The following is a 15,947-nucleotide window of genomic DNA, read 5'->3' as shown; positions in this document are numbered from 1 at the left end:
TGCCCCCCTCTCGAAGCCATCAGCGCATCGGTAAATACACGTAATCAGGCGCGAAAGATAGCGGCCCGCAATGCGGCGAGCGATTCGCCCCGCCCTTCCATCAGTGGCCGCCCGCCGCGTGCGAGACCGCGCAAGGCAAGGGCCTCGAGCACCGCCAGCCCTCTCAGCGCGCGCGGAATCCGCCCTGCAGGCAGCTCCACCGCCAGCCCGGCTGCGACCAGCGTGGCGCACTCCGCCGGGTCCGAAACCCCCGCGGCCGCATCGGCAAGTGCCCAGCGCCGGCCTGCCGCAGCAAGCCGTGCCGCCAAGGGGGCTCCCGCAGGATCATCGGCGAGCCCCGCAAAGAATGCGCTGCGCCCCGCGCCGAAACGCCCCGCCTCGGCGGAGCCCAGGCTTTGGGCGGTAACCAGAACCTCCCAGCCATCAACCATTTGCACCAGAAAAGCCTCGCGGCCCTGCCAATGCTCGCCGATCCCGTCGAGCACCGCGTCCCCGCGCGGTCGCTGTGCCACCGGCTTTCCCAACGCCTCGCGCCACCAGGCAAGGCGCATCTGGCCGAGCATGGGTTCTTGCGTTCGTCCGACGATCCGCGCCAGCCTGCGGTCAAGCTGAAAGGCCGTGCTTAACGCCTCGCGAACCTTTGCCCCGCTCCAGGCGAGCGCCAATTCGGTTTCGGGTGGCAGGGGATCGGGGGCCTCGCGCGTCACGATGCCGCGCCTAGCCGCGCCCTTGCCCGCTTGGCAAGGAAACTGTCCCGCCCCGGCACGCAAGGCCCTGCGGATAGCCCCGATGAGGCGCGCAAGACTTCGTTAACCACGCTCTTTCGCGTTCCGCTTACCAGACCGGATTAAGGGCAAAGGCAGCATCTGGAATGTCCGTGCAGATTTCGGCGCGGACAACAGGGAAGGGCACCGAAGCGATGGGGCGAGAAATGCAGGCCAGAACGTCGTTCTTGCACAATCTGCTGCACGACAAAACCGCCAACACGCTCGCGATCGCTGCTGCATCGCTGATCCCGATGATGGCGATGGTGGGCGGCGGCATCGACGCGAGCCGATACTACATGGCCTCCGCGCGCATGCAGGCCGCGTGCGACGCGGGTGCACTCGCCGCGCGCCGGGCCATGCCGACTCCGGTGATGACCAACGAAGCGCGCACCCAGGGCCTCAATTTCTTCGACCAGAACTTCAACGATGGGCTGTTCGGCGTCACCAACCGCACGCGCACTTACACTGCCGATTCCTCCGGCAAGGTCACGGGAACCGCGAGCGGCACCCTGCCCTCCACCATCATGGCCGCTTTCGGCTACAACCAGTTCCCGATCTCGGTCACTTGCACCGCCGAAGTGAACATCTCGAATACCGACATCATGTTCGTGCTCGACGTCACCGGCTCGATGGCCGATTGCCCGGCCACCAGCGGCTGCAACTCGGGCCCTGGTTCGAAGATCGTCGGGATGCGGGCGGCGGTGATGAGCTTCTACGATACCGTCGAAAGTGCCACCTCGACTTCGGCGCAGGTGCGCTACGGCCTCGTGCCCTATTCGCAGCAGGTCAATGTCGGCGCCGCGATCCCGCGCGTCCACATGGCGAACAGCAACACCTACCAGTCCCGCGTGGCGCGCTATAATCCGGCCACGCTGCCCGGCGGGAGCGTCGGCGACCCGATCCTGGTGTCGGACCAGGAAGAATTCGTGCCGCGCTCCACCTCGAACTTCAATTCGGGCACGACGGATCATTATCGCTTCCGCACTGATGGATCGAACGGGACCTCGGCGACGACCTTCTGCACCAGCACCGTGCCCGGAACCTACACCGTCAATGTCGGCGGCGTGAACCAGACGTGGCAGGTGTTCGCAACGCCCGTGATTGTGTCGAACCAGTGGTCTGGCGGGGATGAGAACAACCGCGCCGGCTGTCGCGCACGCGTGCGCAAGACGCGTCCGGCCACGACCACCGACATCACGCCGCAGTTCCGCGACTGGGTCTATTGCCCGGTCAACACCCTCCACAATCCAGCCTGCACCATAACCAACCCTCCCGGCAGCCCTGCTGGCTGGGAAACGGTCAACCTCGCGAGCCTTTACACCAACAACACCATTGCTCTGCCGATCGGCACCAACGGGGCGATGACCAACGTCACCTGGACCGGCTGTATCGAGGAACCTTCGACCGTCCAGACCGACAATTACAGCCCGATTCCGGCCAACGCCTTCGACATCAACATCAACCTCGTGCCCGCCAACGAAACGCAGCGCTGGAAGCCGGCGTTGATCAACGCGGTATGGAAGCGCGAGGACAGCAATAATGCCAATACGCAAAGCTGGTTGTTGCAGACCTGGGACGAAAACCGTCCCGGCTGGGCCTGTCCGCAAGCCGCTCGCCGGCTGTCCGACATGACCCGCACCGACCTTCAGAACTATGTCGACAGCTTGTCCGCGAGCGGCAATACCTATCACGATATCGGCATGCTGTGGGGTGCCCGGTTCCTTTCGCCGCGCGGCATGTTCGCGGCTGACAACACCACGGCCCCCAACGGCGATCCGATCTCGCGCCACATCGTGTTCATGACCGACGGTGCTCAGGTCAACAATGTCGAGAACTACTCGACCCATGGCATTGAATGGTGGGACCGCCGCATCACCGGCAATGGCGACAGCAGCACCGAGTTCAATCGCCGTGCCGCACGTCTCCAAGCGATCTGCAATGCCGCCGAGCAGGAGAACATCACGGTCTGGGTGGTTGCCTTCGGGACCACGCTTACGCAGAACCTGATCGACTGTGCCTCTCCCGGCCGTGCCTTCCAGGCGAGCGACAACGCCACTCTGACAGCGCGCTTCCGGGAAATCGCCCAGAAGATCGCCGCTCTGAGGCTCACCCAGTGACCCGGCGGCGCTTCATCCTCCGCGCCTTCCTGCGACAGCTTCGTGACGATCGCGAAGGGGTCACGCTGGTCGAGTTCGCCTTTGTCGGGCCGGTTCTGATCCTGATGCTGATGGGCCTGTTCGACATCGCGCACACGCAATACACCAGCGCGGTGCTCTATGGCGCAATGCAAAAGGCAGCCCGCGACTACACGCTGGAGTCGGCAAGCACCTCAGCTACGACGATCGACACCCGCGTGCAGGACCAGATCCGTTCGGTGATGCCCAACGGCGCGACGATCACCTTCACCAAGACCGCCTTCGACGATTTCAAGAACGTCAACGAGCGCGAGGAATACACCGACATCAACAACAACGGCACGTGCAACGGCGGCGAGCCGTACGAGGATGCCAACAACAACGGGATTTGGGATGTTTACCGCGGCGCCAATGGCCTCGGGGGCGCGCGCGACGTCATGCTATACACCACGAACGTCACTTACCCGCGGCTGTTTCCGATGTTCGGGATGATCGGCTTGCCCACCAACGTGACCCTGTCCGCCACGACGGTGCTGCGGCGTCAGCCCTTCGATCAGGGAAGCAACTTGAGTCCGACCGTGAGGAATTGTCCATGAGCCGCTCGATCCGCGCGACGATCCGCCAGTCATTGTCCAACCTGAGGCAGGATGTTTCGGGCCTCGCGATGGTCGAATTCGCCTTTGCGGCGCCGCTTGTGCTCGGCATGGGAATGCTGGGCACGGACACCGCCTATCTGGTTATCACGCATCTTCAGGTCAGCCAGATCGCGATGCAGGTTGCCGACAACGCCTCGCGGGTGGGCGAGGAAGACACGCTTGCCGCGCGCCGGGTCTATGAAAGCGACATCATCGACACGCTGCTCGGTGCCGAGAAGCTGGGCGAGAACATTTCCATCTTCCAGCAGGGCCGGGTGATCATCTCGAGCCTTCAGCAGAATGCGCAAGGCGGCCAATGGATCGCCTGGCAGCGCTGCCGAGGGGCGAAGAACTACAACTCCTCCTACGGCGTGCAGGGTGACGGCGCGACGGGAACCAGCTTTCCGGGCATGGGCGTTCCGGGCCGATACATCACCGCATCACCCGGCACCGCCGTGATGTTCGTCGAAGTGGCCTACGACTTCCGCTCGATCACGCCGATGAACATCTTCAACAACCAACAGATTGTCTACACCGCCGCCTTCAATGTGCGCGACAACCGCGACCTGAGCCAACTCTACACCGGTGGCCCGGTGGCGCGCTGCAACGTCTATTCGGCGAACCGCCCGACCTGACGCCAGGGCGGCTGCCGCATAGGGTGTGCTACGCCTTGTAGCACACCTTGCGCACGCCCTCGGCGATGCGTGCGGCATCGATCAGCGCGAGCTTTTCGAGGTTGGCGGCATAGGGCAGCGGCACATCCTCGTTGCACACGCGCAGCACCGGCGCGTCGAGGTGGTCGAAGCCCTCCTCCATGCAAATGGCGATGATCTCCGATGCGATCGAGCAGCTCGGCCAGCCTTCTTCGGCAACGATCAGCCGGTTGGTCTTGGCGAGGCTCTTGAGCACCGTCTCCTTGTCGAGCGGGCGCAGGGTGCGCAGGTCGATCACTTCGGCATCAATGCCCTCGCCCGCCAGCGTGTCTGCCGCCTCGAGCGCAAGGCCGACGCCGATCGAATAGCTGACGATGGTGACGTCCTTGCCCTCGCGCACGATCCGCGCCTTGCCGATAGGCAGCACGTAGTCGTCAACCTGCGGCACATCGAAGCTGCGACCATAGACCAGCTCGTTTTCGAGGAAGACAACCGGGTCCTCGCAGCGGATCGCGGCCTTCATAAGCCCCTTGGCGTCGGCCGCGTCATAGGGCGCGATGACGATCAGGCCGGGCACGCTCGCATACCACGGTCCGTAATTCTGCGAGTGCTGCGCGCCGACGCGCGAGGCGGCGCCATTGGGGCCGCGGAACACGATCGGGCAGCGCATCTGGCCGCCGGACATGTAATTCGTCTTTGCGGCCGAGTTGATGATGTGATCGATCGCCTGCATCGCGAAGTTGAAGGTCATGAACTCGACGATCGGTCTGAGGCCGCCCATCGCCGCGCCGGTGCCGATGCCGGCAAAGCCGTATTCGGTGATCGGCGTGTCGATAACGCGCTTGGGTCCGAATTCGGCGAGCAGGCCCTGAGTGACCTTGTAGGCGCCCTGGTATTCGGCGACTTCCTCGCCCATCACGAAGACCCTGGGGTCCTTGCGCATTTCCTCGGCCATGGCATCGCGCAGCGCCTCGCGCACGGTGGTGCTGACGAGCGCGGTGCCAGCGGGAATGGCGGGATCTGCGGCGGGCGCGGCAGCGACCGGCTTTTCCGCCTTGGGTACAGGAGCCGGTGCGGGAGCGGGTTCAGGCGCAGCCACGGGAGCGGCGGCGGGTTGGGCCTCCTCCCCTTCGCCAGCAATCAGCGCGATCACCGCGCCAACGGCGACATCCTCGGTGCCGGCGGGCACGAGGATCTTCTCTAGCACGCCTTCATCGATAGCCTCGAATTCCATCGTCGCCTTGTCGGTCTCGATCTCGGCAATGATGTCGCCGGGCGAAATCTTGTCGCCTTCCTGCTTCAGCCACTTGGCGAGCGTGCCCTGCTCCATCGTGGGCGAGAGAGCCGGCATCTTCAGTTCGATTCCCATGGCTCAATACTCCTCCACGAGAACATCGGTGTAGAGTTCGCCCGGCGCCGGCTCGGGCGAGGTTTCGGCGAAATCGGCGGCCTCGGCCACCTGGGCGCGGATCGCCTTGTCGATGGCCTTGAGGTCATCCTCGGTCTTGCCGGCTTCGATCAGGGTCTTCTTGAGGCCCTCGATCGGGTCGTGGTGATCGCGCTGTTCCTGCACCTCCTCGCGGGTGCGGTACTTGGCGGGGTCGGACATCGAGTGGCCGCGGTAGCGGTAGGTGTTGCACTCCATCAGCACCGGGCCCTTGCCCGCGCGGACATGGGCAAAGGCGACTTCGGCCGCGGCGCGCACTTCGAGCACGTCCATGCCGTTCACTTCCATCCCCGGAATGCGGAAGGCCGTACCGCGGCGGTAGAATCGCGTTTCGGCAGACGAGCGCTTGGTCGCGGTGCCCATCGCGTACTGGTTGTCCTCGACCACGAAGACGATGGGGAGGTTCCAGAGCGCGGCCATGTTGAAGGTCTCGTAGACCTGGCCCTGGTTGGCCGCGCCGTCGCCGAAATAGGCAAGGCACAGGCCGCCGTCATTATTGTATTGGTGCGCGAGCGCGAGCCCGCCACCCAACGCAACCTGCGCGCCGACGATGCCGTGGCCGCCGTAGAACTTATGCTCGGTCGAGAACATGTGCATCGACCCGCCCTTGCCGCGCGAAATGCCGGACTCGCGGCCGGTGAGCTCGGCCATGATCACCTTGGGATCGATCCCGTAGGCGAGCATGTGGCCATGATCGCGGTAGCCGGTAATGACAGAGTCGCGATCATTATCGAGCGCCGACTGGAGCCCGATCGCGACCGCTTCCTGCCCGATATAGAGGTGGCAGAAGCCACCGATCAGCCCGAGGCCGTAAAGCTGCCCCGCCTTCTCCTCGAACCGCCGGATCAGCAGCATCTGGCGGTAAAATTCGAGCATCTCGCTTTCCGAAGCGGCATAGCGCTTCTTCGCTTCGAAGGCGTCCTGCAGCGAATGCAGCAGGAAATCGCTGTCGTCCGCTACCGCGGCTTTTGCAGGCTTTTTGGCCAAGGCAAGTATCCCTCTCTAGGGCGCGCTCATGGGGAGGAGAAGCGCCGTCCAACGCTGTCTTCTATAGGCAGGCTAGCGGGGGTGACGCAACGGCAAGGCGTTGCAGAAAAACGAACGCGCATACGAAATCAGCACGATTTGCTTGAGGTCCCGGCGGTTCACTCGTCCTCGAGGGTGATGACCACTTCGTCCTCGCGCATCACGCCGAGCTGGTCGCGCACCAATTCGCTGGCGAGATCGGGATCGGCCGCATCGGGATCGAGCAGGCTGACCCGGTTGCGCAGCCCATCGCGCTTTTCGGTGAGCTTGGCGATCTCGGCCTTGCGGGCTTCGAGCGCGGCGGCGTTTTCGCTCCACGCAAGCAGGCCCGTGGGACCCGCCACGGCATAGCCCGCCAGCAGCAGCAGCGCACTCAGCGCCACCACCCGCTTCAGCCTGCTTTCCGTCACCGGTTTGCGCATGATGCCAAACAGCCCCCTGGCCGCGCAAATCCCGCGCGCGGCTTCGGTATGCACAGAATCATAGTTGGGCCTGCGCCGCAAGGGGAATGCGCCCGAATGCGCAACAAAACGGGGATTGCCCGAGGTTTTCAGTAAGAGCGCGGCAGGCCGAGCACGTGCTCGGCAAGGTAGGAGAGGATGAGGTTGGTCGAGATCGGCGCGACGGTATAGAGCCGCGCCTCGCGGAACTTGCGTTCGACGTCATATTCCTCGGCAAATCCGAAACCGCCGAAGGTCTGGACGCTCATGTCCGCGGCCGCCCAGCTGGCTTCGGAGGCGAGAAGCTTGGCCATGTTGGCTTCCTCGCCCGGGTTCCCGCCCTCGTCATAGACCCGCGCAGCGTGGTGCACCATCAGCTCGGCAGCGCGCATCTGGGCATAGGCCCGCGCAATCGGGAACTGGACGCCCTGATTCTGGCCGATGGGCCGCGCGAAGACGCTCCGGTCCTTCGCGTATCCCGTCGCCTTCTCGATGAACCACTTGGCGTCCCCGATGCACTCGGCAGCGATCAGGATGCGCTCGGCGTTCATGCCTGAGAGGATGTAGCGAAAGCCCTTCCCCTCCTCCCCCACCAGCCCGCTGGCGGGGATGCGCAGATCGTCGAAGAACACTTCGCAGCTGGAATGGTTCATCATCGTGCGGATGGGCTTGACGGTCATGCCGTTCTGGAGCGCGGCCTGCATGTCGACGAGGAAGATCGAAAGGCCTTCGGTCTTGCTCGCCGCCTCCTCGCGCGGGGTGGTGCGGGCGAGGAGGAGCATGAGGTCGGAATGCTCGGCGCGGCTGGTCCAGATCTTCTGGCCGTTGATGACGTAGTGGTCACCGTCGCGGACCGCGCGGGTCTTGAGGCTTAGGGTATCGGTGCCACTGGTGGGCTCGGACACGCCGAAGGCCTGCAAGCGCAACTCGCCGCTGGCGATGCGAGGGAGATAGGCCGCCTTCTGCTCCGGCGAGCCGTAGCGCAGCAGCGTATTCATGATGTACATCTGGGCGTGCGCGCTCGATCCGTTGCACCCGCTCGCCTGGATCTCCTCCATGATCACGCAGGCCGCCTCGAGGCTGAGGCCGCTGCCGCCGTGCTGGGTCGGGATCAGCGCGGCGAGGAAGCCGGCCTGCGTCAGCGCATCGACGAATTCGGCGGGGTATGCGCGCACCGCGTCCTTCGCCCGCCAGTATTCGCCGGGAAAGCCATCGCAAAGCTGGCGCACCGCGCGGCGGATTTCAGCGAGTTCCTCGGGTTCGTGGGCGGATTGCGGCACGTATCTCTCTCCTTGTGGCGCCGGGGATTGCCTGCTCGCGCTTGCCAAGTCCACCTCACCAATTTGGGTGCTTTCGCGAAAGACGTGCACTCTGGCAATCCCGTTTCGATCTGCTACCGACTGACCACGAGAGGGAGAGAGCCCATGCAGATCATCGCCCACGACCCCACCCGTTTCGAGGACCTGCCCGACTATCCTTTCGCCGAGAACTGGCTGACGATCGATCTGGGCGATGGCCTCACCGCCCGCATGCATTACCTCGACGAGGGCCCGAAGGACGCGCCCCCGCTGCTGCTGTTTCACGGCGAGCCTTCGTGGTCCTACCTCTACCGCAAGATGATCCCGCTGCTGGTCGCGGCAGGCTTCCGCTGCCTCGCGCCCGACCTCATCGGCTTCGGCAAGAGCGACAAGCCGGACGCGCAGGAGTATTACACCTACGCCCGACACGTCGACTGGCTCAAGCAGTGGCGCAATGCCGTGGTGCCAGACCTCGCCGGGCTGTTCTGTCAGGACTGGGGCGGGCTGCTGGGTCTGCGCATCGTCGGGCAGGAGCCGGAGCGTTTCGCCTTTGTCGTCGCCAGCAACACCTTTCTCCCGACCGGCGGGGGCAAGGCCTCGGAGGGCTTCCTCGCGTGGCGCGAATTCGCCCGCTCCTCGCCCGAATTCCGCATCGGAGGCATCATGCACCGCGGCTGCCAGAGCGGGCTCTCCCCTGAAGAGATCGCCGCCTATGACGCCCCCTTCCCCGACGAGCCCAGCAAGGCCGGCGCGCGCGCCTTCCCGCAGCTGGTCCCGATCGAGGACGACAAGGAGGGTGTCGCCGACAACATCGCCGCGTGGGAGGGGCTGGCAGGCTTCGACAAGCCCTTCCTCACCCTGTTCGGCGAGGATGATCCGGTGCTCGGCCGCGCCGCGCCGCTCCTCACCGGACGGATCAAGGGCGCGGCAGGCCAGCCCCACGCGATGCTGCCCAGGTGCGGGCATTTCAGCCAGGAAGACCACCCCGAGGCGCTCTCGCAAGGCGTGATCGAAACCGCGCGGAAGGCCGGCTTTCTGCCTTGACCGACGCCGCGCCCGCCCCTGCCCCCGTATATCTCACCCGCACGCAGGAGCGGGCGCTGGCGCTCACCATCGCGGTGGTGACGGCCAATGCCTATTACATCCACCCGATCATCGGCGAAGTCGCCCGGGCCTTCCGCGTGGGCGAGGCCGAGATCGGGCTGGTGCCGGCGCTCAACCAACTGGCGCTGGCGCTCGGCATCCTGCTGCTGCTGCCGCTTGGGGATTTCTACCGCAACCGGACGCTGTGCCTCGCGTTCGTGGCCGGGCAGACCCTGTGCCTTGCCGGCATGGTGCTCGCGCCCGGCTTCGTCGCCTTCACCGCCGCCTCGACCCTGCTCGGCTTCTTCACCATCGCGCCCTACCTGATCCCCGCCTACGCCTCCAAGCGCGTCGCGCCCGAGCGGCTCGGCGCCGTTACCGCGCAGCTGACCGCAGCGGTGATCTTCGGCATTCTGGTCGCGCGCGTGGGCGCCGGGATCATCGCCGCGCGCGCGGACTGGCACACGGTCTACGTCTGCGCGCTGGTGCTGATGGTGGCGGTGACCGCCTTCCTGCCGGTGGCGATGAAGAGCGAGGCCGCCGGCGCCAAGCAGCCGCCGGCGGGGTACCGCGCCGTGATCGCCTCGGTCTTCACCCTCGCCGCGCGGCATCCCGACATGCGCATTTCGGCCGCGATCCAGGGGCTCAATTTCGCGATCTTCACCGCGAGCTGGCTGGCTCTCGCGCTCCACCTGACCGGGCCGGCGATGGGCTACGGCACCGACGATGTCGGCTATCTCGCGGGGATCGCGGCGGTGAGCGTCTTCACCACCCCGCGCCTCGGACGCTGGGCAGACAAGGTAGGCCCGCGCCGCGCCCGGATCGCGGCGGCAATCGTCCAGCTGGCGGGAATCGCCCTGTTCTATCCGCTCGGTTTCTCGATCTGGGCCGTGGCGGTGCCGTTGTTTATCACCAATCTCGTGGGCCCGACGATCGATGTGACCGGCCGCATGACGCTGTTCTCCCTCGCCCCCGAAATCCGCACCCGGCTCACCACCAGCTATATCGTCACAATGTTCGTGGGCGGCGCGATCGGCAGCGCGGCGGGGACGGCGGTGTTCGACCTCGGCGGATGGGGCGCAACCTGCGCGCTGCTGCTGGCAAAGAGCTGCGCGGTGGTGGCGCTCTCGCTCCTTGCCGAGCGGCGGTGGAAGGACGCGTCCGGTGTCCAATCGGTCTGACAAGAAAAGCAATTTACAGGAAAGACTTTCTTAACCTTCCCAAGGTAAACGGGTTTCCGAAGGGCACTACGGCCACATACCGAATGAGGAAGCAACGCTTTGCTCGCTCCGGTTAAGCCGAATGCCTTTCCCCAAGAAGGGCGTTACGGCCGAATACCGAATGACCGGGCGAAAGCCCCCTCACTCCGGTTGGGCCGAGCGCCCTTTTTTGCGTGCCCGGCCCGCACGCAAAGCCGTGCGCCGGGCGAGCTGACCGGAACGAAGCAGCGCGATTGCAGGGGAATGGTGACCCCGGCGCGATTCGAACGCGCGGCCCTCAGATTAGGAATCTGATGCTCTATCCTGCTGAGCTACGGGGTCCCGTCGCATCCAATAGCAGCCGGACGTGACCAATCAATTGAGTTTCTCAGGCGGCGCCACCGGGAACGGCAGGGGCGCGACCGGCACGCCTTCCTCGATCAGCGCCTTGGCCTCGGCGAGGCTTGCCTGCCCGTGGATCGGGGCTTCGTCACGCTCGCCATAGTGCATCTTGCGGGTTTCCTCGGCGAACCTGTCGCCGACCCAGGTGGAGTGCTTGAGCGCCTCGGCCTGCGCCTTGGCGAGCGCGGCGAGCGCCTGCTGCACCTGCGGCGGCATCGGGGTGTTGGCCATCGGCCGCGTCTCGGGCGGGGGCACGTCCTGGCGGCTGTTGCCCTTGGCGGGCACGGCCGGGGCCATCGGCGCCTTGGTCACGTCGGACGTGCCGCAGGACGGGCAGCACAGGAGCCCGCGCGCGCGCTGGTCTTCGAAGTCACCCGAGGAGCCGAACCACCCTTCGAACCGGTGGCCTTCGGTGCATGCTAGGTCATAAACGATCATGGCAGGTCAGGATTTGGCGATTTCCCGCCGGTTGGCAAGGGCCGGAACCTGCGCGCGCACGGCGGCGATGCGGGCAAGGTCGATGTCGCAGAAACCGAGCCCCGGTGCCTCGCCGCCCATGTCGAGCAGCACTTCGCCCCAGGGGTCGACCACGAGGCTGTGCCCATAGGTCTCGCGCCCGTCCTCGTGGTGGCCGACCTGGGCTGCGGCGATGACGAAGGCCTGCGCCTCGATCGCGCGGGCGCGCAGCATCACGTGCCAGTGCGCCGCGCCGGTCGGCTTGGTGAAAGCGGCGGGAAGCGCGATCGCGTCGCAGCGCCGGTCGCCCAGCGCGCCCCACAGCGCTGGAAAGCGCATGTCGTAGCACACCGCCAGCCCGAGCCGGCCGACGGGCGTGTCCTCCACCGTCACCACCGCGCGGCCTGGTTCGTAGGCGTTGCTCTCCCGCCAGCTCTCACCCGTGGCGAGATCGACGTCGAACATGTGGACCTTGTCGTAGGTCACAGGCGCGGGGCTGCCGGGCGCGAAGACCATCGAGCGGTTGGCGTACTTCTCGCCCGCCTCGTGCGCGACCGCCATCGAGCCGAGCGCGATCGTGATGCCGGTTTCTTCGGCCAGCGCAGCGAAACGCGGGACGAAGGGTGAGCGGGCCTGCGGCAGGATATGCCCCGCCCCCCGCCCCCGATCGCGATCGAGCAGCAGCGACATTTCGGGCGTGAACAGCATCGCCGCGCCCTCCCCCGCCGCCGCCCTTGCGGCATCGGCGATGGCGCCGAAATTCGCCTCGGGGTCTACCCCTGAGGTCATCTGCAAGAGTGCGATCCTGGGCATCAGCCGGCCAGCCCCCTAGCCCGCCAGCAGCGCATCGAGCTTGCCCTCGCGTTCGAGCGCGGCGAGATCGTCGCTCCCGCCCACGTGGACTTCGCCGATGAAAATCTGCGGCACCGTCATCGCATTCGGCGCACGGGCGAGCATTTCCGCGCGGCGCGGGCCACCCATGGTGATGTCATGTTCGGTGAAGACCGCGCCCTTCTCGGTCAGCAGGCGCTTGGCGCGCACGCAGAAGGGGCAGGCGAACTTGGTGTAGATATCGATATGCGGGGCAGCCATTTCGGACCCTCTTGAAAGCTGATTTGCGAAAACCAGATAAGCACAGTCGCCGCGTTTCGCCAGTCTCGGGAAACGAACGGCGGCAAGGCGGGTGCTGCATCCGGCAGGCCCGCGTCAGACCCAAATTGCTCGTGAAGAGGATTTGCACGATGTCGCGTTTCGATTTCACCCCCTACCGCCGCTCCACCGTGGGCTTCGACCGCCTGTTCGACCTGCTCGAGAACCAGGCGCGCCTCAATGCGGGCGACAATTATCCCCCCTTCAACATCTCGCGCCGCGGTGAGGACAATTACCGCATCACGCTCGCGGTGGCCGGCTTCCGCCCCGGCGATATCGACATCACCGCGCAGCAGAACCTGCTGACCGTGCAGGGCAAGAAGCGCGAGGAAGCCGAGGACGGCTCCGAGCTGATCCACGTCGGCATCGCCAACCGCGGCTTCGAGCGGCGCTTCGAGCTCGCCGATTTCGTGCGGGTCGAGCGGGCGGACCTCGCCGACGGCCTGCTGATCATCGATCTGGTGCGCGAGGTTCCTGATGCGATGAAGCCGCGCAAGATCGCGATCGGCGGCACTGCGACGCTGACCGCCGTCCCCTCGGCCGATGGCGAGGACACCGCCAGCGCTGCCTGAGCGAACCGGCAGACGACGTCTGAAAACGAATGGGGGCGGATCTTGCGATCCGCCCCCGCGACTTGCGTCGCCTCGGCTGTTCCTATCCGTCCGGGTCGCAGAAGACGGACAAGATCAGCCAAGCTTGTATCGCCGAAAACTCATGGCGAGCGCAACTATCGAATTGTCGCGTTTCCCGCCACGACAATTCCTGAGCCCTAGTACACGAGTTCCTAGAAAACCGTGAAAACGCGTCTTTGGTCTAATGCGGATAGGTAAGGTTGCGCAAGGCCTATCTGCAAAACTTGTATGGAAACGACATCGCAAGTCCGGCTTGCGAAACAAAGGATTGCAAAACACATTTGAGCTCGCCTCGCAGAGCTTCACGGGCCTTCGCCGGGGGGCGTGAGGCCCCACCCGGAAAGTGCGCCAGCCCGCGTTCGAAAGCGCGGGAATCTGAACTCCCGCGCGCCCGCAGCGGGACCACGGCAGACATGGTGCGAATCGGTAGGGCCGTCAGACCAGGCGAGACTGTTCGAGCGCGGCGGCGATGAAGCCCGCGAACAGCGGGTGCGGATCGAAGGGCCGCGACTTCAGCTCGGGGTGGAACTGCACGCCCACGAACCACGGATGGTCGGGCCGCTCGACGATTTCGGGCAGCAAGCCATCGGGGCTCATGCCGGAGAAGATCAGGCCCTGCTTCTCCAGCGGCTCGATATAGGCGCTGTTGACCTCGTAGCGGTGACGATGGCGTTCGGAGATCAGCTCGGCGCCGCCATAGATCTGCGAGGTATGGCTGTTGGGGCTGAGTTTGGCCGGATAGGCGCCCAGGCGCATCGTCCCGCCGAGGTCGCCGCCCTCCTCGCGCTGCTGGATGCCTTCCTTGCTCATCCATTCGGTGATGATGCCCACCACCGGCGCCTCGGTCGGACCGAACTCGGTCGAGGAGGCATTGGCAATGCCCGCCGCGCGCGCGCCCTCGATGCAGGCCATCTGCATCCCGAGGCAGATGCCGAAGAAGGGCACATTGCGGGTGCGGGCAAACCGCACGCTCGCGATCTTGCCCTCGCTCCCGCGCTCGCCGAAGCCGCCGGGCACGAGGATGCCGTGCATCGGCTCGAGCTGGGCGATGATCTGCGAGTCATCGTCGCCCTCGAAGATCTCGGCGTCGATCCAGCGGATGTTGACCTTCACGCGGTTGGCAAGGCCGCCGTGGATCAGCGCCTCGTTCAAACTCTTGTAGGCATCGGGGAGGCCGACATACTTGCCGACCACCGCGATGGTGACTTCGCCTTCGGGGTTGAAGTGGCGCTCGGTCACGTCCTTCCACGCCGACAGGTCAGGCTCGGGCGCATCGGTGATGCCGAAGGCGCGCAGCACCTCGCGGTCGAGCCCTTCGGCGTGATACTGCTCGGGCACCGAATAGATCGAGGGCGCATCGAGCGCGGGGATCACCGCTTCGGCGCGCACGTTGCAGAACTGCGCGATCTTGCGGCGGTCGCTTTCGGGTATGGGGTGTTCGGCGCGGCACAGCAGGATGTCGGGCTTGATGCCCAATGCGGCGAGTTCGCGCACCGAATGCTGGGTGGGCTTGGTCTTCAGCTCGCCCGCGGCCTTGATGTAGGGAACCAGCGTCACATGGACGCTGACCGTCTGGAACGGCTCGAGCTCGTTCCGAAGCTGGCGGATCGCTTCCATGAAGGGCAGCGATTCGATGTCGCCGACGGTGCCGCCAATCTCGCACAGGATGAAATCGTTGTCGCCCTGATCGGCGAGTGCGAATTCCTTGATCGCGTCGGTCACGTGCGGGATCACCTGCACCGTCGCGCCGAGATAATCGCCGCGGCGTTCCTTGGCGATGATGTCGCGGTAGACGCGGCCGCTCGTGATGTTGTCGGCCTGGCTCGCTGAGACGCCGGTGAAGCGTTCGTAATGCCCGAGGTCGAGATCGGTCTCGGCGCCGTCATCCGTGACGTAGACCTCGCCGTGCTGATAGGGGCTCATCGTGCCCGGATCGACGTTGAGATAGGGGTCGAACTTGCGGATGCGGACCTTGTAGCCGCGCGCCTGCAGGAGGGCCGCCAGAGAGGCTGCCATGAGACCTTTGCCGAGCGAGGAGACCACGCCGCCGGTGATGAAAATGAACCGCGCCATGGGAGTTGGGCCTTAAGCGTCAGGAGGGATTCGGGGCAAGCGAATTGCGCCCCGCGCGGGGGCGCCATCCACAGCCATGGTGAGCGGCAACGCCAAAGGACGCGCCCGGCGGGGCACGCTCCTCGGTTGCCGGGGGGATGGGATTACTGCTTGGCGGGCGGTGCGGGCGACGCGGGCGCCTGCGAGGCAGGAGCCGCCGGAGCGGGCACGACCGGATCGGCGAGCAGATCGGGCTTGGCGGGAGCGGCCGCGCCGGGCGCATCGCGATCAAGGGTGGTGGTGACCGTGCCCACGCTGTTCTCGCGCGCTGCCATTGCGGCCAGCAGGATCGAGAGCGTGACGAAGGCGACCGCGAGCCACTTGGTGGTGCGGGTCAGGAAGTCCGCTGCTCCGCGCGCGCCGAACGCGCCGCCCGGGCTGGAGCCGATACCGAGCCCGCCCCCTTCGGAGCGCTGCATCAGCACCACGCCGACCAGCGCGGCGGCCACCAGGGCCTGGATCACGGTGAGGAAGATGAACGGGGACATGAAATAGCGTCTCGAAACGGGGGCG

General features: G+C 65.7%; 16 protein-coding genes and 1 tRNA gene. 6 read left to right on the top strand and 11 right to left on the bottom strand.

Annotated elements, in window-relative coordinates:
* Window positions 1–44: 44 nt before the first annotated feature.
* Window positions 45–707 carry a hypothetical protein gene (locus tag AX708_RS16755; protein WP_066533216.1) on the bottom strand — a complete coding sequence of 221 codons (663 nt, stop codon included), beginning with the start codon at window positions 705–707 and terminating at the stop codon, window positions 45–47.
* Window positions 708–931: 224 nt separating this feature from the next.
* Between AX708_RS16755 and AX708_RS21205 the strand changes: the two genes are divergently transcribed.
* From AX708_RS21205 to AX708_RS16740, 3 genes are read left to right on the top strand one after another with little or no spacing between them, the layout of a single operon-like run.
* Window positions 932–2,884, top strand: a complete 1,953-nt coding sequence (locus AX708_RS21205; RefSeq protein WP_197426311.1) for a pilus assembly protein TadG-related protein — start codon at window positions 932–934, stop codon at window positions 2,882–2,884.
* Complete coding sequence (locus AX708_RS16745; RefSeq protein WP_197426310.1) at window positions 2,881–3,498, top strand: TadE/TadG family type IV pilus assembly protein; 618 nt, start codon at window positions 2,881–2,883, stop codon at window positions 3,496–3,498. The genes AX708_RS21205 and AX708_RS16745 overlap by 4 nt, the downstream gene beginning before the upstream one ends.
* On the top strand, window positions 3,495–4,172 hold the full coding sequence (locus AX708_RS16740) for a TadE/TadG family type IV pilus assembly protein (protein ID WP_066533211.1): 678 nt from the start codon (window positions 3,495–3,497) through the stop codon (window positions 4,170–4,172). The genes AX708_RS16745 and AX708_RS16740 overlap by 4 nt, the downstream gene beginning before the upstream one ends.
* A gap of 28 nt (window positions 4,173–4,200) precedes the next feature.
* On the opposite strand, the gene AX708_RS16735 is transcribed toward AX708_RS16740, so the two are convergent.
* The 4 genes from AX708_RS16735 to AX708_RS16720 form a co-directional block, all read right to left on the bottom strand.
* On the bottom strand, window positions 4,201–5,559 hold the full coding sequence (locus AX708_RS16735; RefSeq protein WP_066533208.1) for a pyruvate dehydrogenase complex E1 component subunit beta: 1,359 nt from the start codon (window positions 5,557–5,559) through the stop codon (window positions 4,201–4,203).
* Window positions 5,560–5,562: 3 nt separating this feature from the next.
* Entirely contained in the window at window positions 5,563–6,624 is a 1,062-nt protein-coding gene (pdhA, locus tag AX708_RS16730) for a pyruvate dehydrogenase (acetyl-transferring) E1 component subunit alpha (protein WP_066533206.1), read from the bottom strand.
* 158 nt (window positions 6,625–6,782) lie between these two features.
* Entirely contained in the window at window positions 6,783–7,085 is a 303-nt protein-coding gene (locus AX708_RS16725; RefSeq protein ID WP_066533249.1) for a septum formation initiator family protein, read from the bottom strand.
* A gap of 128 nt (window positions 7,086–7,213) precedes the next feature.
* A complete protein-coding gene (locus AX708_RS16720; RefSeq protein WP_066533205.1) occupies window positions 7,214–8,383 on the bottom strand; it encodes an acyl-CoA dehydrogenase family protein in 1,170 nt (389 codons plus the stop codon).
* A 144-nt stretch (window positions 8,384–8,527) separates the two neighbouring features.
* Between AX708_RS16720 and AX708_RS16715 the strand changes: the two genes are divergently transcribed.
* Window positions 8,528–9,445: a haloalkane dehalogenase gene (locus tag AX708_RS16715; protein ID WP_066533201.1), complete on the top strand. Its 918-nt coding sequence runs from the start codon at window positions 8,528–8,530 to the stop codon at window positions 9,443–9,445.
* On the top strand, window positions 9,442–10,665 hold the full coding sequence (locus tag AX708_RS16710; protein WP_066533199.1) for an MFS transporter: 1,224 nt from the start codon (window positions 9,442–9,444) through the stop codon (window positions 10,663–10,665). Before AX708_RS16715 ends, AX708_RS16710 begins: the two co-directional genes overlap by 4 nt.
* Before the next feature lie 283 nt (window positions 10,666–10,948).
* On the opposite strand, the gene AX708_RS16705 is transcribed toward AX708_RS16710, so the two are convergent.
* The 4 genes from AX708_RS16705 to grxC all read right to left on the bottom strand — a co-directional run bounded on the left by AX708_RS16705 (window position 10,949) and on the right by grxC (window position 12,633).
* Window positions 10,949–11,025, bottom strand: a tRNA-Arg gene (locus AX708_RS16705).
* Between the two features lie 33 nt (window positions 11,026–11,058).
* A complete protein-coding gene (locus AX708_RS16700) occupies window positions 11,059–11,523 on the bottom strand; it encodes a DUF1178 family protein (RefSeq protein WP_066533198.1) in 465 nt (154 codons plus the stop codon).
* A gap of 6 nt (window positions 11,524–11,529) precedes the next feature.
* Window positions 11,530–12,354, bottom strand: coding sequence for a carbon-nitrogen hydrolase family protein (locus AX708_RS16695; RefSeq protein ID WP_066533197.1), 825 nt, complete (start codon window positions 12,352–12,354; stop codon window positions 11,530–11,532).
* 15 nt (window positions 12,355–12,369) lie between these two features.
* The gene (grxC, locus tag AX708_RS16690) at window positions 12,370–12,633 is read right to left on the bottom strand and encodes a glutaredoxin 3 (RefSeq protein WP_066533195.1); all 264 of its coding nucleotides are present in this window, start codon (window positions 12,631–12,633) and stop codon (window positions 12,370–12,372) included.
* Window positions 12,634–12,782: 149 nt separating this feature from the next.
* Between grxC and AX708_RS16685 the strand changes: the two genes are divergently transcribed.
* Entirely contained in the window at window positions 12,783–13,262 is a 480-nt protein-coding gene (locus AX708_RS16685; protein ID WP_066533194.1) for an Hsp20 family protein, read from the top strand.
* Between the two features lie 495 nt (window positions 13,263–13,757).
* Here AX708_RS16685 and AX708_RS16680 read toward each other — a convergent pair whose 3' ends face one another.
* Both AX708_RS16680 and secG read right to left on the bottom strand, forming a co-directional pair.
* A complete protein-coding gene (locus AX708_RS16680; RefSeq protein ID WP_066533192.1) occupies window positions 13,758–15,395 on the bottom strand; it encodes a CTP synthase in 1,638 nt (545 codons plus the stop codon).
* Between the two features lie 143 nt (window positions 15,396–15,538).
* Complete coding sequence (gene secG, locus AX708_RS16675) at window positions 15,539–15,922, bottom strand: preprotein translocase subunit SecG (protein ID WP_066533190.1); 384 nt, start codon at window positions 15,920–15,922, stop codon at window positions 15,539–15,541.
* Window positions 15,923–15,947 lie beyond the last annotated feature (25 nt).

Origin of the sequence: Erythrobacter sp. CCH5-A1, assembly GCF_001557115.1 — a bacterium.
Classification (GTDB): Bacteria; Pseudomonadota; Alphaproteobacteria; order Sphingomonadales; family Sphingomonadaceae; genus Erythrobacter.
Note: the sequence above shows the minus strand (reverse complement) of the source record. Positions and strands in the feature narration are given on the sequence as shown.